Genomic DNA, 21,628 nt, shown 5'->3' with positions numbered 1-21,628 from the left:
TTCAAAGCATAGCAACGGCCTCAGGGTTTGCTGGCGCTCGAGGTGTTCGTTCGTCCGCTTTCCCAGCCACCGCCCAGGGCGAGGAACAAATCGATCTGGCTCATTGCGACCTGGGTATTGGCGGCGGCCAGTTGCGCGGTGACATCGGTATAGGTGCGGGTCGCTTGCAGGTCGGCAAGGAACGACTCGCGGCCGGCCTGGAAGAAGCGGTGCGTCTGCTCGGCGGCGAGCTTCGCCGACTGCTCGGCTTCAGCCAGCGCATCGCGGCGTTGCAGCAACGCGCTGTACTGGGCCAGACCGGTCTGGGTCTCGCGGATGGCGTTGAGCACCACGCCGTCGAAATGCGCCAGCGCGCCTTGAGTGTTGGCCTCGGCTTCACGAATGCGCGCACGGGCGCCGTTGGTCGGTACTTTCCAGCTCAGCGACGGGCCAAAGCCCCAGCGGTTGGTCGACGGATCGCCGAGGTCATCAATGATGCCGACGGTGCCGATGGTCGCGCCGATGCTGATGTCCGGGTACAGCTCACCGGTGGCGATGCCGATGCCGGCGGTTGCCGCTGCAAGACGCCGCTCGGCCTGACGAATATCCGGGCGGCGCTTGAGCAGCGCAGCGCCGTCACCGACCGGCACCAGTTGCGCGATCTTCGGCAACTCGGCGCAACTGGCGGTACCTGCCGGCAACTGTTCGACCGGTTTGGCCAGCAGCATCGACAGACGGAACAGCCCGGCCTGCCGCGCCGCTTCATAGCGCGGCAAGTCGGCGCGCAGGGATTTGAATTGGGTCTGCGAACGGGTGACCTGAGTCTCGTCACCACGCCCGGCGTCACGCAGACGCTGGATCAGCGTGGTGCTCTGCGATTGCAGTTCGAGAGAATGCTCGGCGATTTCCCGCTCTTCGTTGGCTGCGCAGACCTGGGTGTAAGCACGAACCACGTCCGCCACCAAGGTGATACGCGCCGTATCGGCTGCGGCCTGAGTCGCATCGGCATTGGCTTTGGCCGCTTCGATGCCGCGTTGCAGAGTCCCCCACAGGTCGAACTGGTACGAAGCGCTGATGCCGACATCAGCGATGTTCGCCACCGGGACTTTCTCCGGCAGCAGGAACGCCTGACCGGATTCCTGCAAACGTTGCGCGCCCATTTTCACCCCACCGCTCCAGCCACCAGCGGCCTCGGCTTCATCCACCTGAGCACGTGCCCGCGACAGGTTCGCCGCCGCTACACGCAAATCGGTGTTGGACGCCATGGCCTGCTGCACCAGTTGATCGAGGCGCGGGTCTTTATACAGCCGCCACCAGTCGGTCGGCACCGGCGCTGAGACCACCGGTTTGCCGGCGACTGCCAGCTCACCCTGAATATCCTTGCGCTGCACCGCCGCGTCGGCGGGCACCTGATAATCCGGGCCGACCATCTGACAGGCCGAGAGCATCACGCCCAACCCGGCGATCAACCAGGCCCTGCTCATGGCTGCGACTCCTCATGCTGGTCGTCGATGATCGACACGGTGGCGGTACGCCCGGCGATCATGCGGAAGTCGGCCGGCACCTCGTCAAAAGCGATGCGCACCGGAATCCGCTGCGCCAGGCGTACCCAACTGAACGCCGGGTTGACGTTGGGCAGCAGGTTGCTGCCGCTGGTGCGGTCGCGGTCTTCGATGCCGGCGACGATGCTTTCGACATGCCCGCGCAACCTGGCGCGGTCACCGATCACGCGAATATCCACCGATTGCCCGACATGGATGCCGTCGAGTTTGGTTTCTTCAAAATAGCCATCGATGTGGAAGGAGTTGCTGTCGACCACCGACAACACCGGGCGCCCGGCGGTGACGAATTCCTGCGGACGCGGCGCGCGGTCGTTGACGTAACCGTCGACCGGGCTGCGGATCACCGAGCGATCGAGGTTGAGCTGCGCACTATCGACCGCCACCAAGGCTTCGGCCAATGCCGACTGTGCACGGGCGACGCGCGACTGGCTTTCTTCCAGCTGTTCGGCCGGTACCAGATTGCCGAGGCCACGGTTACGCTTGGCTTCACGCTGCGCCTGGGCGAGGGTTTCCTGGCGATCGGCAACGGCGGCCTTGGCCTGGCGCAGGGCCAGTTTGAAGCGATCCTGGTCGATGCTGAACAGCACCTGGCCACGTTTGATCAACTGGTTGTCCTTTACCTCGACCTGCTGGATCAGCCCGGAAACGTCAGGGGCGATCTGGATGATGTCGGCGCGAATGTGGCCGTCGCGGGTCCACGGCGCGAACATGTAATACATCACCATGCGCCAGACGAGGACAACGGCAAAAGTCACGATCAGCAGGGTCAGGACCACGCGACCGATGGTCAGAAACGGTTTTTTCATGTCATCAGGTATCGACTGAGTGAGTCCACGCCGTACAGCAGCACGGCATAGAGCGCCACGTTGAACAATGCCCGGTGCCAGACCAGACGGTAAAAGTGCAGGCGTTGCAGCACGCCATGCACCAACAAAAACAGCACGTAAGTGATGCCCATCAGCACCAGCAGGGTCGGCAGGAAGATGCCGCTGATATCCAGATCACCGATCATAGGGGCGCTCCATCGGGCAGCGGTTCTTCGGGCTCGACGCTGGAGACGAACTCGACGCCGGGCAGCAAGGCCAGACGCAGACCGCTCAAGGCGTGCAACAGGTGTCGACGGGTTTCATCGTCGCCCTGTCCGTTCAGCGCTCGGCGGGTACGATCAAGGGTCATCAGCAGACCGCTCGGTGCCGGCAGGCGTTCGTCGGCTTTGAGGCACGCGCGAAAATACTCGCCAACCTCGCCCACCACTTGTCGCAACAGGGCGTTTGGCACGCCGCTGACGCGCGGGGTGTAAGCAAGCAAGTCGAGCATATTCAGACCGACGCGCACTTCGCGCATGGCAATGCCGGTGTCCTGACCGGTCAGGGCCAGACGCGGCAGGTGCTGCATCAGCCGATCGAGCAACTGCACGCCCAACTGCCGATGCTCGGCGAGGCTGGCCGGCTCGGTCATGCTGACGATGTCTTTCCAGCTGAACCGGGTCAGACGCTTGGCCGCCAGCTCGGCGCCGAACGGTCGCGCCACCAGCGTCCAGATGAAAGCGAACAACAGACCCAGCGGCCCGGCGAGGTTGGAGTTGGCGAAGGCGAAAAAATCCGCGTCGTAGGCACCCTGAATGCTGATAAACGACGAGGTATTGACCAGCGTCAGCAGCATGCCGAGGTAGAAACGCGGTTGCACCGTCAGCGTGCCGATGCAAATGAACGGCACGGCAAATGCCAGCACCAGCATCGGGAAATCGTGCAGGTTGGGCAGAATCAGAAACAGATAAAGGCTGGCGAACAGCACCGACATCCCGGTCCAGAAAAAGAACCGGTAAATCTGCGGCGCCGGGTCGTCCATCGAGGCGAAGAAGCTGCACGCCACCGCCGCCAGGATCACCGCACTGCCGCCATCCGGCCAGCCAAGCAGAATCCACAATACCGAAGCGACGATGATCGCCAGAATGGTCGAGGTCACCGAGTAGAGCATCAGCCCGCGATCGATGAACGGCGTCAACCGGCCGAGGCGCCAGTGCCGGTACACGGCGCGCCAGCTGTCCTGGCGCTCGCAGAGAATCGCATCCTGCAGACTGCGGCAGTCCTGCCACAGATCGATGAATTCACCGAGGCGGTAGATCGCGTTGGAGAACAGCAGCTGTTTGCGCTCCTCCAGCGCTGCGGCGCTTGGTTGCAACGCGTCGAGTTGATCGCGGAGTGCTTGCCAGCGCTCGAGGTTGGCGTCTGCGTGGCCCAGCCATTCACGGGTCGCGGTCAGCAGCGGCTGAAATTTTTCCACCAGTTCCGGCGTGCGGCGCTCGAGTGCATACAACGAATCCTCGAGCGCATCGATCACCGGCAACAGATGGATCATGCGCCCGCGCAATTCCTTGGTATTGCGCACGGTTTGTGGCCGCGCGCCTTCGTGGGGCAACTGGCCGATCATCAACTCGAGGCTGTTGAAGTTGGCGACCATGGCCATGCGCAGCGCGGTAACTTCTTCCGGCTGCACATCGCGGCTGAGAAACTTCAGGCTGTAGCTCGTCGCGTCGGCGAACCACTTGCTCACCGCATCGTTGAACACCGGCGCCAGCCGTCGCGGCCAGAACATCGCACCGACCACCGCAGCGACGGCGATGCCAAGGAAAATCTCTTCGGTACGCGCCTCGGCCACGTCCCACACCGCCAGCGGATTATCCACCACCGGCAGGGCAATCAGCGGCAAGGTGTAACCGGCCAGCATCAGCGCATAGCTGTTGGCGGTGCGCAGATGCAGCGACATGAACAGCAGAATGCCGGTCCACAACGCAATGACCACCACCAGCACATACGGGCTCTGCACGAACATCGGCACGAACAGCACCGCCGCCGCCGCGCCCAGGAAAGTGCCCGCCGCGCGGTATAGCGCTTTGGAACTGGTCGGGCCGAGAAACGGGCTGGAGACAATGTACACCGTGGCCATCGCCCAATACGGACGCGGCATTTGCATGAGCAAGGCGATGTACAACGCAATCATCGACGCTGCAAAGGTACGGACCCCGTAAAACCAGTCACGGGCCGGCGGCATGCCAGTGAAAAAACCGTTCAAGAATTGACCACCACAGGCGAACTCGCCGCCTCAAAAGCCCTCAGTACCCGAAGCGTAGCTTCCAGATCGCTGCGCTCGATGCCTTCCAGCACTTCGTGGCGCAGGCGCACCAGCTCGGCCTCCACCGCCTGCACCAGCTCGCGGCCGGTATCGGTCAGGCTCAGGCACTTGGCGCGGCGATCCTGAGCGTCTTCGGTGCGACAGACGTAACCGGCATGGCACAACTGATCGAGCAAGCGCACCAGCGAAGGACTCTCCATCCCCGCGGCCTGGGCGACTTGCACCTGACGCACGCCCTCGCCCAAGCGGCCGATCATCAACAAGGGCACGGCGCAGGCTTCGGAAATTCCATAGTTGACCAGCGTGGTCTGGCAGATCTTCCGCCAATGCCGGGCGGCCACCACCATGGCGCTGCTGATGTTCATCTGGAGACTGTCGAGGGAATCGGACACGGGATAACGGACACTGTTAGTTTGCTAACTATCAATATCGCATTGGAGGGGAATTTCAGTCAAGTTTTGAAACAAATCTCTCCGCTGAAGACCGTCCTATATTTCATCAATCTCGACAGGGCGACCAATTTCTCCTCGGCGCGCCTGAACACCACAAGCCAATTCGAGATCATCGATACGGTCCAGCAAATCCTTAAAATGCTTGGCTGATATCAGGATCGCGATTGCTTGACCCTGATGATCCTGAACGGAAATCGGCCCGAACTGAGCGGTTTCAATAATGGTCTCGGGGCAAACTGTCAGTTGCAAAAGACTCGTCGATTGGATTGGCAAAAAGGATTTCATGCTCAACTCTCCAGCTCTTAGAGCTGCGACACTACTGCAATGCGGTCTCTATCTCTCACACATTCTGTAAGTGGGGTTTGCCTTAGCTCGATGCACCGCGCCCCTTACGCAACATCACATTCAACTGATCCACCACTTCCGCCCAATCCGCATCATCCAGAATCTCCTCGCGCAGAAACTGCGCCTGACCTGCCGTCCAGAAAAACGCGTCAGCCAGATGCAAATCCGGCTTGAGCGGCGAATGGCTGGCGATGAATTGGTCGATGCCGGTCGGATCATCATCGAGGCCGAGTTGTTTGAACAGGGCCGGTAGGCTGTGCTGCGGATTTTCCATGATGCAACTCCTCTGCAATTCAGGTCCGGCGTTGCGCCGTTCGCTGCAGTGGAGTTGATCATAGCTGTCGCTGCGGGTTCAGGGTCTGGCGACGTCAAGTGAGCCTGCGGCCAGTTGCGCTGCCGGATAAACCGACTGCCATCCGCCGCCGAGCGCCTTGTACAACCCGACCATCGCCAGAGAGACGCCGGTCGAGCTTTCCACCCATTGCTCCTGCGTGGCGAGCAAGGCGCTCTGCACGGTGAGGACGTTGATGAAATCGACCACGCCTTCGACGTATTGCTGTTGCGCGGTGCGCAGGGCGATCTGGTTCTGACGCACGGCTTCGGCGAGGCTGTCGCGACGGCGCTGGCTGGCGTTGTACGCAGTCAGTTGATCGTCGATTTCATGCCAGGCGCGCAGCACGGTCTGCTGGTAGGCGATGGCCGCTTCCTGTTGTTGGGCTTCACGCAATTGGAGCATGCCGCGCAGGCGGCCGCCGTCGAACAACGGCAGGCTGAATTGCGGGCCGATGCCGAAGGCACGCGAGCCCCATGAACCGAAATCGCTCAGCTGCATGGCCTGTGAAGCGAGGTTGCCGGACAGGGTAATGCGCGGATAGAAGTCGCCCTTGGCCACGCCGATGTTGGCGGTGGCCGCATGCAGACGCGCTTCGGCCTGGCGGATATCCGGGCGGCGCTCGGCCAATTGCGACGGCAGGCCGATGGCGACTTGCAGTGGCGACTGCGGCACTGCCGCGTCTGTGGACAACTCGCGTGCGAGGGCCTGCGGCGGTTCGCCCATCAGCAGACTGATCGCGTTGATCAGTTGCGCCTGACGCTGCTCTAGCGCTGGCAGCCGTGCTTCGATGGCGGCGACTTGTGCGGCGGCTTCGGCGACGTCCAGGTCGGTGGCCACGCCATCGGCCAGCCGCAACTGCGAGAGTTTCAGGCTGTGGCGAGCGACGTCGAGGTTCTGCTCGGTGACAGCGCGGGTGTTCTGCACCCCGCGCAGCTGAATGTAGTTTTGCGCGGTGTCGGCGAGCACGGTCAGCAGCACACCGCGACGATCATTTTCTGCCACTTCGAGATTGGCATCAGCGGCTTCGGTTTCACGGCGCACGCGCCCCCAGAAATCCAGTTCCCATGACGCCGAGAAACCGGCATCCCACAGGTTGAACGCCTCGTCGCCGTTATTTCCCGATGGATCGTTCAAGCCTTTGCCACTGTTGCGTTTGCGCCCGTAGCTGCCGCTGGCGGTGCTGTTCGGATAACGCTCGGCGGTGATCACCTGACGCGCGGCGCGGCTTTGTTGCAGGCGGCTGCTGGCCAGTTGCAGGTCGAGGTTGCTGTTCAGCGCGCGCTGGGTGAGCGCGGAAAGCTGCGGGTCGTGGAAGATTTCCCACCAGCGTTCGTTCAGGGGTTCGCTGACGGCCTGGCTTGGGGCGGACCGGGCGGGTTTGGCCCAGTCGGCAGGCTGAGGGGCTTCGGGTTTCTGGAAGTCTGGGCCGACGGTGCAGGCGGTGAGACTCATTGTGAGCAAGGCACTGAAGGTTAGCTGCTGCCACTGGCTTTTTCGCGAGCAGGCTCGCTCCCACAGGGGGAACGCATTAAAAAATGTGGGAGCGAGCCTGCTCGCGAAGGCGACAGCCGATTCAACACCGATCATCGCTGCGTCACCTCGCGCCCGGACGCCTTTGAGCTGGCGGTATCAATACTCGCCTCGACGGACATCCCCACCCGCAACCGCTCGGCCAGTGGCTGGCCCGGTTCCAGCATGATCTTCACCGGAATCCGCTGCACAACCTTGGTGAAATTACCGGTGGCGTTATCCGGTTTCACCGCCGCAAAGGTCACGCCAGTTGCCGGCGCAATGCTCTCGACGCGGCCAGTCAGAGCTTCGCCACCGAGACTATCCACTCGGACTTGCACATCCTGCCCGGGCTGCACGTCGGTCAACTGGGTTTCCTGAAAATTGGCCACCACATAGGCCTGCTGCAACGGCACCACCGCCAACAGCTTGCTGCCCGGCGTGACGTAGGCGCCGACGCGCACCGCACGCTCGCCGATCATGCCGTCCTGCGGCGCAGTAATACGCGTGTAAGAGAGGTTGAAACTGGCAATCTCCAGCGCCGCCTGCGCGTGTTTCAAATTGCCTTCGGCGGCGTTGCGCTGGGCGGTGAGAATCTCGACCTGCTTGCGTTCGGCCGCCAGCTTCGCGGTCGCGGTGTCGAGGCGCGCCGAGGCCTGATCAATGCGCGTGCGCGCCTGCTGCGCGTTCTGCACGGTGCCGGCGCCGACACCGGCGAGGTGGTTGTAGCGGTTCAGTTCCTGTTGTGCGAAGGCCATTTCCGCTTTGGCCGAGACCACGGTGGCCTGCGCCTGAGCGATCAGCGAAGCCTGCCGCTCGAGAGTCGCGTTGGCGTTCTGCAACTGCGCCCGCGCGACCAGGGTTTGCGCGTCAGCCGCCTCCGCCGCTGCGCGCAAATCACGGTCATCGATCAGCGCCAGCAACTGCCCGGCCTTGACCTGTTGGTTGTCTTCGACCAGCACCTGCTTGATGAACCCGGCCACGCGCGGCACCACCAGCGTGTAGTCGGCGGAGACGAAGGCGTCGTTGGTGGTTTGCTCGGTGCGTTGGCCGAACAGCCCGGGCATTGCCAGGTACACCAGCACGCCCACCGCCAGCGCGGCAGCCACGGCCACCGCGAGTTTTTGCTTGGATTGAGTCATAAAAAACCTTCAGTTTCAGTACAGCGATCAGGTCGGCGCGCGCGGCGGATAAATCCGCGTCGGCAGCCAGAAAATCAGCAGGATCAACGCCACAGCGACGCCGGCCATGCACAGGTACAAATCGGACGAAGTCAGCACCACCGCCTGCTCATGCACGCGGTGAGCGAGGCCCGGATCGCTGTGATCGGCCAGCGGCGAATTGCCGAGGCTGTCGACCAACATGGTCGAATGGAAATGCAGGCGCGCGGTGGTCAGCGCTTCGATGACGCCGGTGGCAACCACGGCAGCCAGGCCTTTGACGGTGTTGAACCACGCCGACGCGAACGGTCCTTCCATCGGCGTGATGCTGCCGGTCGACAACATCAGCAGCGGCAACACCGCCATCGGCTGGCCGAAAATCTGCAGCCATTGCAGGACGTAGAAATCGTCGCGAATCCACGCCGAAGTCAGGTGCGAACCGCCGAGGCAGGACAGCGCGAGCATGCTCAGACCAATGCCGAGCACCCAGCGGCAATCGACCCAGCGCAAGTTGCATAGCGCCGCCACCAATGGCAGCGCGATCAACTGCGGCAGCGCGGCAATGAGCATGATCGGCGCGGTTTGCGCCGGACGATAACCCTGCACCTGGGCCAGATAACTCGACGGAATCAGCACCACCGCCAGCAGCACGATCAGCACCCCGGCGAGGGTGATCAACGCAAACAGCAGGTTGCGGATGCCGAGCATCTGCAATTTGAAAAACGGAATCGGCTGCGACCATTCATTGATCATAAAAGCCACCAGCAGCAGCGAACCGGCACCGAGTAATCCACAGATCAGATTCGACTCGAACCAGTCCAGCCGATTGCCCTGCAACAGACCGATCACCAGCATGCAGATTGCTGGAAAGCCCAGCAGCAGGCCTTTCCAGTTGAACGCCCTGAGACGTTCCAGCCGCAGCGGATCCTGGGGCAATCCGTAAGCCACTGCGGCCATGGCGATCAGGCACGGCACGATGATCTGCCAGAACGTCCACTGCCAGCCGACGTATTCGGTCCACAGACCGGCCAGCGGCGTGCCGAGTCCCGGGCCGAAAGTCGCGGTCAGGGCGTAGCCGGCCAGTCCGTACAGTTTGATGTTCGCTGGGAGAAAGCGCAGTGCGACGGTCATCAGCATCGGCGGCAATGCACCACCGGCGAGGCCCTGGAGGATGCGCATCAACAACAGGCTTTCGTAATTGGGCGCGAACGGGCACAGCACGCCGAGCACGGTAAAAAGACCGATGGCGCACAGCGTGAAGCGGCGCAGCGAGAAGGTCACTGAGCACCACGGCGCAAAGGCCATGGCCGCGACCGACGTCGCCGTGTAACTGGCGACCAGCCAGGTGCCTTCGTCGTAGCCGATGTGCAGCGCGCCGCGAATATCGGCGAGTGCGACTTTGGTGACCATCTCGTTGAGGCCCGAGACCAGCACGGCCAACAGCACGCCGACCAGACCAATGATGATCCGCGCCCCGAACACCGCAGGCGCAGCCGCCGTCGCCGGGCTGGTCGCGGCGAGAGGTGCCGGGACCGTCAGGGATGTCATGAATGAAAACTCCGGGGGTGAAATACCGGAGCATTTTAGTGGGGCTTGATGCTGACGAAAATTGACTTATTGGCAGGTTATAAGTGCATCAGACACAACGGTGAATGCCTATGTGGGAGCGAGCTTGCTCGCGAAAGCGGTGGACCAGTCGCCATTGAGGTGACTGATCCACCGCTTTCGCGAGCAGGCTCGCTCTCACAGGGATTCGATGGTGCCTGATGATTTACGGCTGTGCCGCCAGCCACGTTTCATCGCAGCAGGTCTTGAGGGTTTCACGCAGCCAGCGGTGGGCCGGGTCCTTGTCGAAGCGCGGGTGCCAGGCCTGGGTCAGCATCAGCATGGGCAGCGGAATCGGCAGGTCGAACGAACGCAGTTTCAGCCCCAGCCGCCGCACGCTGAGCAGGGCTTCTTTAGGCACCGGCAGGATCAGGTCGGAGTCGGGCAGGGCAAACATCGCTGCATGGAAACTCGGCGCGATCACCGCCACTCGACGCTCCAGCCCCAACGCATTCAACGCCGTGTCGATCGGGCCGCGAGCGATGCCACGGCGCGACATGCTGATATGGGAAAAACCGGCGTAGCGCTCGGCCGTGATTTCGCCATCGAGCAATGGATGATTCTCGCGCACCAGGCCAACGAAATGCGTGGAGAACAGGTTCTGTACCTTAACCTCCGGGGTGAGCGGCCGGGTGTTGCTGACGCTCAGATCGATGCGCCCTTCGCGCAGCGCCTCATCGTCGCCATCGCCTTCCGGGACGAAGCGCAATTCGCAATGCGGGGCGAGTTGGTCGAGGGTGTCGAACAGCTTGCCGCCGTAAACGCCGACGAAGAAATCATTGGCGCGGATGCTGAAACGTCGACGCAAGGTGCCCAGTTCGACGCTATCGGCGGAGCGAAACAGCAGCGCCGCCTGCTCGACCACGTCGCGTACCTGCTCGCGCAGTTCGAGGGCTTTGGGGGTCGGTACCAGGCCACGCCCGGCGCGCACCAGAATCGGATCGCCGATGGCTTCGCGAATCCGCGTCAGCGTGCGGCTCATGGCCGCCGGGCTGAGGTTCATCCGCCGCGCCGCGCCGACCACACTGCCCTCGTCGAGCAAGGCATCGAGGGCGACCAGAAGGTTCATGTCCGGGAGTTGCATGTTGAGCACTCTTGGCTGATCTGGATTGATCCATGCGCAATGCTAGCAGATCAAAAGATCGCAGCCTGCGGCAGCTCCTACAGAGGATGGTTTTCCCATGTAGGAGCTGCCGCAGGCTGCGATCTTTTCAGGTCAGCGCTGCATACCCCAGCGCTTGACGGTCACCCGCTCAAGGGTGGCAAACACCAGATTCTCCACCAGCAGACCAATCAGGATCACCACCGCCAACCCGGCAAACACCTTGTCGGTGTACAGCTCATTGCGATTCTGGAAGATGTACCAGCCCAGCCCGCCCTTGCCACTGGTCGCGCCAAACACCAGTTCGGCAGCGATCAAGGTGCGCCAGGCGAACGCCCAGCCAATCTTCAAACCGGCGAGAATCGAAGGCAGCGCCGCCGGAATCAGTATGAACAACACAAGGCGCAACCCCTTGAGACCATAATTGCGCCCGGCCATACGCAGCGTTTCGGAGACGCCGAGAAATCCGGCATAGGTGTTCAGCGCCAACGCCCACAACACTGAATGCACCAGCACGAAAATCAGGCTGTTCTGGCCCAAGCCAAACCAGAGCAGCGCCAACGGCAGCAGGGCAATCGCCGGCAACGGGTTGAACATCGAAGTCATGGTGCTGAGCAGATCACGTCCCAACTGGGTCGAGACCGCCAATGTCGTCAGGGCGAACGCGAGGACGATGCCGATCAGGTAGCCCTTGATCAGCACCACCAGGGATATCCACACCTTGGCCAGCAGCTCACCACTGAGCAAACCGTCGAACAGCGCCTGCGCGGTTTGCAGAAAACTCGGCAGCATCAGGTCGTTGTTTTGAATGCGCGCGACCACTTCCCAGATAATCGCCAGCACGATCAGGATCAGGCTTTTGCGCAACCAGCCCTGTTGCCACAGGCGCGTGCCGAGCGGCAATTCGCGCTCGACCGGCACTGCGGTCAGCGGTTCGAGCACGGTTTCGAATTCTTCACGCACGGATGATGAATGGCTCATCGGGTAGTCCTCCTGGCCGCTCAATAGGCGATGCGAATATCGTTGAAGTCGTGGTCACGCTCGGTCTCTGGCGCCTGGCCCTCATCGAACAGCAGACGATGAATGCGCCGCGCCGATTCCTGAAACGCCAGGCCACCGAGGCTGTGCAGATCGTATTGATGGCTGTGCACTTCGGCGCGCACCCGCCCCGGATGCGGCGACAGCAGGAGGATGCGATTGCCCACCACCAGTGCTTCTTCAATCGAATGAGTGACGAACAACAAGGTGAAGCGCACCTCTTCCCAGAGCAGCAGCAACTCCTCCTGCATCTTGCGGCGGGTCAGCGCATCGAGTGCAGCGAAGGGTTCATCCATCAAGAGAATTTTCGGCTGCATGGCCAACGCCCGGGCGATCGCCACCCGGGCTTTCATGCCGCCGGACAAGGTGTGTGGATAGGCGTCGGCGAACGCTGCGAGGCCGACCTTTTCCAGATAGTGCAACGCGCGTTCTTCCGCGTCTTTCTTGTTCAAGGTACGCGAGGCGAGCAGCGGGAACATCACGTTCTGCTTGACGGTTTTCCACGGCGGCAACTGGTCGAATTCCTGGAACACCACAATGCGGTCCGGCCCCGGCGCATCGACGCGCTGCCCTTGCAGACGAATCTCGCCTTCACAAGGCCGGATGAACCCGGCGACCGCCTTGAGCAAGGTCGATTTCCCGCAACCGGACGGGCCGAGCAGGACGAAACGATCAGCCGGGTCGACGGCGAAACTGACTTGATGGGTAGCGCGCACCACTCGCTGCGGCGTGCGGTATTCAAGGCTGACGTGATCGACGGCCAGCAAGGCTTCGCTGCGGGCGATCGGGTTGCTGGCCGCGTGGCCTGGCAAAGGGGCGTTCATGATCGATCTCCGGCAAATCAGAAAGGCGCGTCGCCCTGAATGGTCGTGCGATACAGCTTGCGGCGCAGATGCGCAGGGCAGCCGGCGGCAAGGTGGATCAGCGAGCGGTTGTCCCAGAACACCAGGTCATGCGGTTCCCACTGATGGCGGTAGATGTTTTGCGGCAGCACGCTGTGGGCGAAGAGTTCGCCGAGCAACTGACGACTTTCGTCTTCCGGCAGACCGACGATGCGCGTGGTGAAGCCTTCGCTGACGAACAAGGCCTTGCGGCCGTTTTCCGGATGAGTGCGCACCACCGGGTGCACCACTTCGGCGACCTGAGCCAACTGTTCAGGAGTCAGGGTCGGGCGCCAGTTACCCTCGAACTTGGTTTCGCTGTAGCGCGCGGTATAGGAATGCGCAGCGCAACGTCCTTCGACCGCAGTGCGCAACGCAGCGGGCAAGTCGTCCCAGGCTTTGTGCATGTCGGCAAACAGCGTGTCGCCACCCTCGGCGGGCAGCTCTTGGGCGTGCAGCATCGAGCCGAGACTCGGCAGCTCTTTATAGGAGAGATCGGAATGCCAGAACTTGCCGGCGTCTCCGAGACCGATGTTCTGGCCGTTCTCGATGATGTTGGAAACGATGAGGATTTCCGGGTGATTGGCCAAGAGGAATTGCTTGAGCACGTGGATCTGCAACACGCCGAAGCGGCGGCTGAAATCGATTTGCTGTTGCGGGGTGATCTGCTGATCGCGAAAGACCACGACGTGGTAATCCAAGTGCGCGCGATGAATGCGCGCGAAGTCCTGATCATTGACCGGCCGGCGCAGGTCGAGGCCAACGATCTCGGCGCCGACGGCACCGCTGAAGGGGCGAATTTCAAAAACTTGTGGCGCGGCAGTTGCGGCGCTTTCGGTGGCAGTAGCGGCGGACATCAATCATCTCCCACGCACGGCGCGCTCATGGATGCGCTCGTCGATCAGACACTCACGCTGGATTGCGTGTCGGTTCAGGTCGTGCGGCGCGCCGATTGGTCGGCAGGTACGCAGGAGGGTGACTTTATAGCTATAAGAATTGGAAATTAAATACCGTTAATGAATAACGATATGGCGAATGGTGAGGGGGGTGGAGTGACGATTTGTGTCACTTACCGACGGATATGCAGCGCCTGAGCGGGCGCCTTCGCGAGCAGGCTCGCTCCCACAGTTGGAATGCAATCTCCTGTGGGAGCGAGCCTGCTCGCGAATAGGCCGTCACCAGCGCCGAAGATCTAGCGCTCGTGCAACGCTTCAGCCCGCGCCCGAATGATCGGCTTGAGCAAATAGCTCAACACCGATTTCTTGCCAGTGATGATATCCACCGAAGCGACCATCCCGGGAATGATCAGCAAAGGCTTTTCATCCGTGCCCAGATGGCTGCGCTCGGTGCGCACCTTGATCACGTAGTAGGTGGTTTTCTTGTCTTCATCGGTGATGGTATCCGCACCGATCTGCTCCAGCTGTGCCTTCAGGCCGCCGTAAATGGTGTAGTCATAGGCGGTGAATTTGACGATCGCTTCCTGTCCCGGATGCAGGAAGGCAATGTCCTGCGGGCGGATCTTGGCTTCGACCAGCAGGGTGTCATCCAGCGGCACGATTTCGACCATGTCGCTGCCCGGCTGGATCACGCCGCCGATGGTGTTGACCAGCAACTTGTTGACGATACCCCGCACAGGTGAGGTAACCAGCGTACGGCTGACGCGGTCTTCCAGCGCCTTGCCGGTGGCCTGGGCCTTGTTCAGATCGGTGCGCGCTTCGTTGAGTTGGGTCAGCGCTTCGCTGCGGAATTTGCCGCGGGTCTCGTCGATCTTGCGCTGCACTTCCTTGATCGCCGATTCGGCGCGCGGAATGGCCAGCGTGGTCGCGTCGAGCTGGCCACGGGTTTCCACTTCGGCACGCTTGAGGCGCAACACTTCCACCGGCGAGACCGCGCCCTGCGCCACCAGCGGCTCGGACATGTTGATTTCCTGACGCTGCAAGCCGAGTTGCTGACGGTACTGCGCCTGCTTGGAGCTGAACTCACGCAGCTCTTGCTGACGCTGGATCAATTGCTCCTGCAGGCCGCCGATTTCATCGTGCAACTGCTGACGGCGGCTGATGTACAGCGACTCTTCGCTTTTTGCCTGACCCGGCACGGCTTTGAGCACGTCCTCGGGGAAATTCAGCGGACGATCATCGACTTCCGCGCTCAGACGCTCGACCCGCAGCAACATCGACAGGCGATCAGCCTCGGTTTCGCCGACGTTGGAGGCAAAACGTGTGTCGTCGAGACGAATCAGCGGCGCGCCGGCCTCGACGATCTGGCCTTCCTTGACGAACAGCTCGGAGACGATACCGCCCTCCAGGTTCTGGATTTTCTGGATCTTGGAAGACGGAATCGCCTTGCCGTCGCCCTTGGTCACTTCGTCGATCACGGCGAAGTTGGCCCAGAGCATGAGGAACACGAAGAAGCCGATGATTGCCCAGATGGTCAGGCGCACGACGCGCGGGGCGTCTTCGATCAGCGCCTTGTTGACCTCTGGCAGCGGCTGGCCCTGCAGCGAGGCAGAGCCCTTGAAGTAGCGACGGATCGACTCCTTGACACCGGACTTAAGCAACACTGATCTGCCCCTTCTTCAACGCTTCCATCACGGCGGCTTTCGGGCCGTCGGCGAGAATCTGCCCGCGATCGATCACCAGCAGGCGATCGACCAGCGACAACAGCGATGCCCGGTGCGTGACCAGCACCACGGTCTTGTTTTCAATCACTGCTGCGAGGCGTTGCTTGAGGCGTTCTTCGCCGGTGTTGTCCATCGCACTGGTTGGCTCATCCATCAGCAGAATCGGTGGATTGAGCAACAGCGCCCGGGCCAGGGCGACGTTCTGCCGCTGACCGCCGGAGAGGTTTTGCCCCCGCTCGCCGACTTGCAGCTCGTAGCCTTGCGGGTGCAGACGGGCGAATTCGTGGACGCCGGCCAGTTCGGCGGCTTGCAGCACCAGCTCGTCTTCGACGTAACGCGCGCCGGACACCAGGTTGTCACGCAGGGTGCCGGACAGCAGCTGAATGTCCTGCGGCACGTAACCGATGTTGTAGCGCAGTTCGCTGACGTCGATCTGGCGGATGTCCACGCCGTCGACCAGCAAGGCACCGTCGTCCGGTTGGTACAGGCCCACCAGCAGTTTCGCCAGCGAACTCTTGCCCGAACCGCTGCGGCCGATGATGCCGATCTTCTCGCCGGGACGGATCACCAGGTTGATGTTCTTCAGCGCCGGGTTCTGCTGGTCCGGGTAGGTGAAGCTGAGCTGACGGCATTCGATCGCACCCTGCAGGACCTTGCGGCTCAGCGGGCGCTCCTCGAAGTTGCGCTCCTGCGGCAGCTCCATCATCTGGTCGACCGAGGTCATGGTCACCCGCGCCTGTTGATAGCGCGTGAGCAGGCCGGACAGCGACGCCAGCGGGCTCAGCGCGCGGCCACTGAGCATGTAGCAGGCAATCAGCCCGCCCATGCTCAGGTTGCCGGCGATGATCTGGTACACGCCGAAGACGATCATGATCACCCCGGCCAGTTGCTGGATCAGCAAGGTGATGTTCATTGCCAGACCGGAGAGCATTTTCACTCGCAGCTCGAGACGGCTGAGGGTGCCGATGGTCTGCTCCCACTGATACTGGCGCTCGCTTTCGGCGTTGTTGACCTTGACCGCGTCCAGCCCGGCGAGGGTTTCGATCAGGCTCGACTGGCGCTCAGCGCCCAGCGCCATGGTGCGCTCCATGGTCGCGATCAACGGCTTCTGCAAGGCGTAGCCGATCAACAGGGCAATCGGGAACGCCAGGACCGGGATCCACACCAGATGCCCGCCGAGAATGGCGATGACGATGAAAATCAGGATGGTGAACGGCAGGTCGATCAGGCTGGTCAGGGTCAGCGAGGCGAGAAAGTCGCGCAGGCTCTGAAACTCATGGATGTTCTGCGCAAAACTGCCGACCCGCGCCGGGCGGTATTTCATCGCCATGCCGACAATGCGCTCGAACAGCGTGGCGGAGATGATCAGGTCGGTTTTCTTCCCGGCCAGATCCAGGCACAGGCTGCGCAGGCTCTTGAGGATCAAGTCGAAGATGTAAGCGCCGGTGATGCCCAGCGCCAGCACCCAAAGGGTTGCTTCGGCCTGGTTCGGCACCACGCGGTCGTAGACGTTCATCACGAACAGCGGCGCGGCCATGGCGATGATGTTGATCAGGAAACTGGCGGCGATCGCATCGGCGTACAGCCAGCGCGAACGCTTGAGGGTGTCACGGAACCACGAGCGTGCGCGCGGGATCAGCGTGCCGTGGTTGACGTCGAATTTGTGCTGCGGCTGGGCGAAGAACACTTTGCCGGTGTAATCGTCGCTCAGCAGTTCGCGGCTGACCACCGATTCGCCGCCATCGCTTTCGCTCAGCAGTACGCGTGCTTCGTTGTCGCCCTGCCAGCCGAGCAGGACGGCACTGCGGCCATCCTTGAGCAGCAACAGCGCGGGCATGGCGATCGCCGGAATTTCTTCGAGCTTGCGCTGCAACACCCGCCCCTGCAGCCCGGCGCGGGCCGCTGCGCGCGGCAGCAACTCGACACTCAAACGTTGTTTGGGCAGCGGCAGGCCGGTGGTCAGCATCGCCGCGCTGGCAGGCTTCTGGTGCAGCATGCACAGGGCGAGCAGACCATCCAGCAACGGATCGTCATGCAACGCGCGTGGATCATGGCTGAGTTGAACTCGACTGACTTCTGATTCCACGCTCGACACTCTTTAACAGTTGAAAGGGATAACTCAGTTCATCCCAGGCAGCTGGACCTTGGGCTTCACGTCGTTCTGCACAACGGATGCCAACGGCGCGACCACTCCCTGGCTTTTGAGCAATTGGCCCATGGTCGCCTTGATTCGATACTGAGTAAATAACTGAATGTTCTTGATTTCCGCCAGACGCCGCGAGGCGGTGAACAGCTCGTTTTCGCTGTCGAGCAAATCCAGCAGGGTGCGTTCGCCGAGGCTGAATTGACGCTGGTAGGCGGTACGCACCGAAGTGCTGCGATCGACGTATTGCTGAGCGATCGGCACCTGAGCGTTGGCGTTGTTCAGGGCGTTCCAGGCCAGGCCGAGCTCTTCGTTCAACTGACGCAGGGCGTTGTTACGGATGTCCAGCGCCTGGTTGGCCAGGTACGACTTGGATTCCAGATCGGCCTTGTTGCTGCCACCGGAATACAGGTTGAAGCGCATGCGCAGCATGGCCTGCCATTCATTGTTGTGGCCGTTCTGGCCGTCGATATCGTTATCGGCGGTACGGCCCAGTTCGGCGTCGAAGCGCGGGTAAAAGGTCGATTTGGCGGTGGCGAACTGCTTCTCGGCAGCGGCAATATCCGACTCGGCGGAACGCAGGATCGGGCTGTTTTCCAGCATCTGCGCGCGGGCTTCATTGAGGTTGGCGGGCATCATCGCCATGAACGGCGCCGGGCGCTCGAGCTGGTCGGGCATCTGGCCGACGGCGCTGAGGAAGTTGGTTTCCGCGTCGGCGAGGTTGGTCTGTTCGGTGATCAGATTGTTGCGGGCCTGGGCCATACGCGCTTCGGCCTGATCAAGGTCGGCACCGCTGCCGACGCCGCGCTGGGTGCGCAGCTGGATCTGATCGTAGATGCGCTGGTGGCTCTTGAGGTTTTCCTCGGCCAGACGGACGAATTCGCGACGGGTCAGCACGTCCAGATACACCTGGGCGACAGTAAGTGCAGTACGCTCGGAAGTGCCAAGCAGTGAGTAAGCGCGGGAGCTGACGTTGGCTTGTTGACGCGCAACTTCGTTGGACGTCGCGAAACCGTCAAAAACCATTTGCGAGAGACGTAAACTTGACTCGCTGCGGTTCAACGTCTCCCAGTGATTGCTTCCACCGTTCGCTCGAGTGGTCACACTGTCGGTGCCTTCACGGCCATAACCGCCGAGCAGATCGACCTTGGGCAGGTATCCCCCTTTCGCAGCCTTTAACTGATAATCCGCCGCCAATCGACTGTTGACCCCCGCCTGAATCTCCGGATGGACATCCAGCGCCTGTTGCATGGCTTCTGGTAAGGATTGTGCTTGTACAAATGAGGCGGCGAGAGCGAAGGGAGCGGCAAGGAGCAAAAGCGAACGCATGGTTGGAATTTTCCCGGAACTTCTTGTCTTGAATCACAGCAGAAACGTGGTGCTGCGTCGGATGATGGCAACCCGAAAGACCGTATGTCGGAAAGTTCAAAAGAGGAACTGGATGACAGGCTGAAGGACAGGTCGCCGCGGAAATATCAATGTGACATTAGTGGGGCGATTGTTTAGGATGGCTCCCAGAAGGTCAATAGTTTGGCATAAAGTTAATCTCGATAATTTATAGCCAGATTATTGACGGAAATACAGCGTCAATAAGTTATCCATTTATAGAAAGTACGTCCAGACTGAAGTGGCGCCGACGCCCGTCAGGTCCATGGAAGTCAACTGAATGTGACACCCCGGAGAGTCTTCAATGAGCAGTGTTGTTGCCATCGTCAAAAGCATTGTCGGTCAGGTTTTCGTGGTGTCCCCAGAGGGCGTGCGTCGCGTACTCGTTGAAGGCGATCGCCTGTATGTCGGCGACCAGATCGATACCGGCCTGTCCGGCGCGGTGTCGCTGGAACTGGCCGATGGCCGCATGCTCGATCTGGGTCGCGACACCCAATGGAGCGCCAGCTCGCCTGACTCCAGCACTGACCTGGCCGAAGCCACGGCGCAGGCTGCGCCTTCTGTAGAAGAACTGCAGCAAGCCATCGCCGCCGGTGTCGACCCGACCACCGCACTCGAATCCACTGCGGCCGGCCCGACCGCCGCAGGTACCGGTGGCGCCGCCGGTGGTGGTCACAGCTTTGTCATGCTCGACGCCACCGCTGGCCGCGTCGATCCGACCATTGGCTTTCCGACGGCGGGCATCAATTCTGCCGGCCAAGTCGCGCAGGACACCACCGGCGGCCTGACCACCGACACCACCACCAACGCGCTGCGTGACTCGACCCTGAGCCTCAGCGCCACGCCGACCATCACCGAAGCCGGCGGCGTGCTGGTGTATACCGCGACCCTGACCCAGGCGCCGCTGACCGACCTGACCATCACCCTGTCCAATGGCGCAGTGATCGTTATCCCGGCCGGCGCCACCACCGGCACCGTCAACGTGCCGCTGGCGCCGAACGACACGGTCTACAACGACCCGAGCCAGATCGACGTGACCGTCACCGGCACCAGCGGCGGCAACGGCATCATCGTGACCCCGCCGACTATCCCGGCGACCACGCAAGTGACAGACACCGTCGATACCACTACCGTCACGTTGACGACTGGTTCGAGCGTGACCGAAGGCGGCCAGATTACCTATACGGCGACTTTGACTAATCCAGCGCAGACGCCGGTAACAGTCACTCTGTCGAACGGCTCGACCATTACCATTGGCGCTGGCCAGACTATCGGCACCGTCAACGTGCCGACCCCAGCGAATGACGTTTACAACAATGGCAGTACCGTTACGGCCACGATCACCGGCGCTACCGGCGGCAATTTCGAAAATCTGGTGCCGAACCCGACGCCAGCCGTTACCACCATTACCGACTCGGTCGACAACACCGGCCTGACCCTGACTGCGACCAACAACATTGTTGAAGGCGGTCAGATCACTTACACCGCGACGCTGACTAATCCAGCGCAGACGCCGGTAACCGTCACTCTGTCCAACGGTTCGACCATCACCATCGCGGCTGGCGAAACCGTGGGCACCGTCAACGTGCCGACTGCGGTCAATGACGTTTACAACAATGGCAGCACCGTCAGCACCACGATCACTGGCGCTACCGGCGGCAACTTTGAAAACCTGGTGCCAAGCAACACGCCTGCGGTCACCACCATCACCGATTCGGTCGATGACACTGGCCTGACCCTGACTGCGACCAACAACATCGTTGAAGGTGGCCAGATCACTTACACCGCGACGTTGACCAACCCGGCGCAAACCCCGGTGACCGTCACTCTGTCGAACGGTTCGACCATCACCATTGCGGCTGGCGAAACCGTTGGCACCGTGAACGTGCCGACTGCGGCCAATGACGTCTACAACAACGGCAGCACCGTCAGCACGACGATCACCGGGGCTACCGGCGGCAATTTCGAAAACCTGGTGCCGAACACCACGCCAGCCGTTACCACGATCACTGATTCGGTTGATAACACCGGCCTGACGCTGACCGCGACCAATAACATTGTTGAAGGCGGTCAAATCACTTACACCGCGACACTGACCAACCCGGCGCAGACGCCGGTGACCGTCACCCTGTCGAACGGTTCGACCATCACCATCGCGGCCGGCGAAACCGTGGGCACCGTCAACGTGCCGACTGCGGCCAACGACGTCTACAACAATGGCAGCACCGTCAGCACCACGATCACTGGCGCTACCGGTGGCAATTTCGAAAACCTGGTGCCGAACACCACGCCAGCCGTTACTACGATCACTGATTCGGTCGACAACACCGGCCTGACCCTGACTGCGACGAATAACGTCGTCGAAGGCGGCCAGATCACT

At 61.6% G+C, this 21,628-nt stretch carries 18 protein-coding genes; 1 reads left to right on the top strand and 17 read right to left on the bottom strand.

What is annotated here, in order from left to right; all coding sequences use genetic code 11:
• Nucleotides 1-20 precede the first annotated feature (20 nt).
• The 17 genes from AC0IXA_RS10570 to AC0IXA_RS10490 all read right to left on the bottom strand — a co-directional run bounded on the left by AC0IXA_RS10570 (nt 21) and on the right by AC0IXA_RS10490 (nt 19,191).
• Nucleotides 21-1,463, bottom strand: coding sequence for a TolC family protein (locus tag AC0IXA_RS10570; RefSeq protein WP_341638318.1), 1,443 nt, complete (start codon nt 1,461-1,463; stop codon nt 21-23).
• Complete coding sequence (locus tag AC0IXA_RS10565) at nt 1,460-2,347, bottom strand: efflux RND transporter periplasmic adaptor subunit (protein WP_122698862.1); 888 nt, start codon at nt 2,345-2,347, stop codon at nt 1,460-1,462. Before AC0IXA_RS10565 ends, AC0IXA_RS10570 begins: the two co-directional genes overlap by 4 nt.
• The gene (locus tag AC0IXA_RS10560) at nt 2,344-2,553 is read right to left on the bottom strand and encodes a DUF1656 domain-containing protein (RefSeq protein ID WP_016772264.1); all 210 of its coding nucleotides are present in this window, start codon (nt 2,551-2,553) and stop codon (nt 2,344-2,346) included. The genes AC0IXA_RS10565 and AC0IXA_RS10560 overlap by 4 nt, the downstream gene beginning before the upstream one ends.
• Nucleotides 2,550-4,613, bottom strand: a complete 2,064-nt coding sequence (locus AC0IXA_RS10555; protein WP_460154344.1) for an FUSC family protein — start codon at nt 4,611-4,613, stop codon at nt 2,550-2,552. Before AC0IXA_RS10555 ends, AC0IXA_RS10560 begins: the two co-directional genes overlap by 4 nt.
• Nucleotides 4,610-5,038 carry a MarR family winged helix-turn-helix transcriptional regulator gene (locus AC0IXA_RS10550; protein WP_016772266.1) on the bottom strand — a complete coding sequence of 143 codons (429 nt, stop codon included), beginning with the start codon at nt 5,036-5,038 and terminating at the stop codon, nt 4,610-4,612. The genes AC0IXA_RS10555 and AC0IXA_RS10550 overlap by 4 nt, the downstream gene beginning before the upstream one ends.
• A 123-nt stretch (nt 5,039-5,161) precedes the next feature.
• Nucleotides 5,162-5,410 carry a hypothetical protein gene (locus AC0IXA_RS10545; protein WP_471812951.1) on the bottom strand — a complete coding sequence of 83 codons (249 nt, stop codon included), beginning with the start codon at nt 5,408-5,410 and terminating at the stop codon, nt 5,162-5,164.
• Nucleotides 5,411-5,492: 82 nt separating this feature from the next.
• Complete coding sequence (locus AC0IXA_RS10540; protein ID WP_341638316.1) at nt 5,493-5,744, bottom strand: DUF2789 domain-containing protein; 252 nt, start codon at nt 5,742-5,744, stop codon at nt 5,493-5,495.
• 78 nt (nt 5,745-5,822) lie between these two features.
• On the bottom strand, nt 5,823-7,391 hold the full coding sequence (locus AC0IXA_RS10535) for an efflux transporter outer membrane subunit (protein ID WP_341638315.1): 1,569 nt from the start codon (nt 7,389-7,391) through the stop codon (nt 5,823-5,825).
• Entirely contained in the window at nt 7,388-8,455 is a 1,068-nt protein-coding gene (locus tag AC0IXA_RS10530) for an HlyD family secretion protein (RefSeq protein ID WP_341638314.1), read from the bottom strand. The genes AC0IXA_RS10535 and AC0IXA_RS10530 overlap by 4 nt, the downstream gene beginning before the upstream one ends.
• Before the next feature lie 27 nt (nt 8,456-8,482).
• Entirely contained in the window at nt 8,483-10,021 is a 1,539-nt protein-coding gene (locus AC0IXA_RS10525) for an MFS transporter (protein WP_460154345.1), read from the bottom strand.
• A 223-nt stretch (nt 10,022-10,244) separates the two neighbouring features.
• Nucleotides 10,245-11,162, bottom strand: a complete 918-nt coding sequence (locus AC0IXA_RS10520; RefSeq protein WP_016772273.1) for a LysR family transcriptional regulator — start codon at nt 11,160-11,162, stop codon at nt 10,245-10,247.
• A 132-nt stretch (nt 11,163-11,294) separates the two neighbouring features.
• Nucleotides 11,295-12,161 carry an ABC transporter permease gene (locus tag AC0IXA_RS10515; RefSeq protein WP_041477414.1) on the bottom strand — a complete coding sequence of 289 codons (867 nt, stop codon included), beginning with the start codon at nt 12,159-12,161 and terminating at the stop codon, nt 11,295-11,297.
• Nucleotides 12,162-12,181: 20 nt separating this feature from the next.
• Complete coding sequence (locus AC0IXA_RS10510) at nt 12,182-13,042, bottom strand: ABC transporter ATP-binding protein (RefSeq protein WP_471812947.1); 861 nt, start codon at nt 13,040-13,042, stop codon at nt 12,182-12,184.
• A gap of 17 nt (nt 13,043-13,059) precedes the next feature.
• Entirely contained in the window at nt 13,060-13,956 is an 897-nt protein-coding gene (locus AC0IXA_RS10505) for a TauD/TfdA dioxygenase family protein (RefSeq protein WP_197892861.1), read from the bottom strand.
• A 335-nt stretch (nt 13,957-14,291) separates the two neighbouring features.
• Nucleotides 14,292-15,659, bottom strand: a complete 1,368-nt coding sequence (locus tag AC0IXA_RS10500) for an HlyD family type I secretion periplasmic adaptor subunit (protein WP_024011116.1) — start codon at nt 15,657-15,659, stop codon at nt 14,292-14,294.
• Complete coding sequence (locus AC0IXA_RS10495; RefSeq protein ID WP_051600365.1) at nt 15,649-17,805, bottom strand: type I secretion system permease/ATPase; 2,157 nt, start codon at nt 17,803-17,805, stop codon at nt 15,649-15,651. The genes AC0IXA_RS10500 and AC0IXA_RS10495 overlap by 11 nt, the downstream gene beginning before the upstream one ends.
• Before the next feature lie 33 nt (nt 17,806-17,838).
• Nucleotides 17,839-19,191 (bottom strand): TolC family outer membrane protein, encoded by a 1,353-nt coding sequence (locus tag AC0IXA_RS10490; protein ID WP_016772278.1) that lies wholly within the window; start codon nt 19,189-19,191, stop codon nt 17,839-17,841.
• Between the two features lie 361 nt (nt 19,192-19,552).
• Here AC0IXA_RS10490 and AC0IXA_RS10485 point away from each other — a divergent pair.
• Nucleotides 19,553-21,628: retention module-containing protein (locus AC0IXA_RS10485; RefSeq protein WP_471812943.1), on the top strand; the 2,076-nt coding region annotated here is incomplete at its 3' end.

This window comes from Pseudomonas sp. AC083 (assembly GCF_979253165.1).
Note: the sequence above shows the minus strand (reverse complement) of the source record. Positions and strands in the feature narration are given on the sequence as shown.

Bases quoted from the DNA above. Each gene is read 5' to 3' on its own strand.
- AC0IXA_RS10535 (WP_341638315.1), bottom strand. From the start codon at position 7,391: ATGATCGGTGTTGAATCGGCTGTCGCCTTCGCGAGCAGGCTCGCTCCC.
- AC0IXA_RS10565 (WP_122698862.1), bottom strand. From the start codon at position 2,347: ATGAAAAAACCGTTTCTGACCATCGGTCGCGTGGTCCTGACCCTGCTG.
- AC0IXA_RS10545 (WP_471812951.1), bottom strand. From the start codon at position 5,410: ATGAAATCCTTTTTGCCAATCCAATCGACGAGTCTTTTGCAACTGACA.
- AC0IXA_RS10570 (WP_341638318.1), bottom strand. From the start codon at position 1,463: ATGAGCAGGGCCTGGTTGATCGCCGGGTTGGGCGTGATGCTCTCGGCC.
- AC0IXA_RS10530 (WP_341638314.1), bottom strand. From the start codon at position 8,455: ATGACTCAATCCAAGCAAAAACTCGCGGTGGCCGTGGCTGCCGCGCTG.
- AC0IXA_RS10505 (WP_197892861.1), bottom strand. From the start codon at position 13,956: ATGTCCGCCGCTACTGCCACCGAAAGCGCCGCAACTGCCGCGCCACAA.
- AC0IXA_RS10560 (WP_016772264.1), bottom strand. From the start codon at position 2,553: ATGATCGGTGATCTGGATATCAGCGGCATCTTCCTGCCGACCCTGCTG.
- AC0IXA_RS10540 (WP_341638316.1), bottom strand. From the start codon at position 5,744: ATGGAAAATCCGCAGCACAGCCTACCGGCCCTGTTCAAACAACTCGGC.
- AC0IXA_RS10550 (WP_016772266.1), bottom strand. From the start codon at position 5,038: ATGAACATCAGCAGCGCCATGGTGGTGGCCGCCCGGCATTGGCGGAAG.
- AC0IXA_RS10515 (WP_041477414.1), bottom strand. From the start codon at position 12,161: ATGAGCCATTCATCATCCGTGCGTGAAGAATTCGAAACCGTGCTCGAA.
- AC0IXA_RS10490 (WP_016772278.1), bottom strand. From the start codon at position 19,191: ATGCGTTCGCTTTTGCTCCTTGCCGCTCCCTTCGCTCTCGCCGCCTCA.
- AC0IXA_RS10510 (WP_471812947.1), bottom strand. From the start codon at position 13,042: ATGAACGCCCCTTTGCCAGGCCACGCGGCCAGCAACCCGATCGCCCGC.
- AC0IXA_RS10525 (WP_460154345.1), bottom strand. From the start codon at position 10,021: ATGACATCCCTGACGGTCCCGGCACCTCTCGCCGCGACCAGCCCGGCG.
- AC0IXA_RS10520 (WP_016772273.1), bottom strand. From the start codon at position 11,162: ATGCAACTCCCGGACATGAACCTTCTGGTCGCCCTCGATGCCTTGCTC.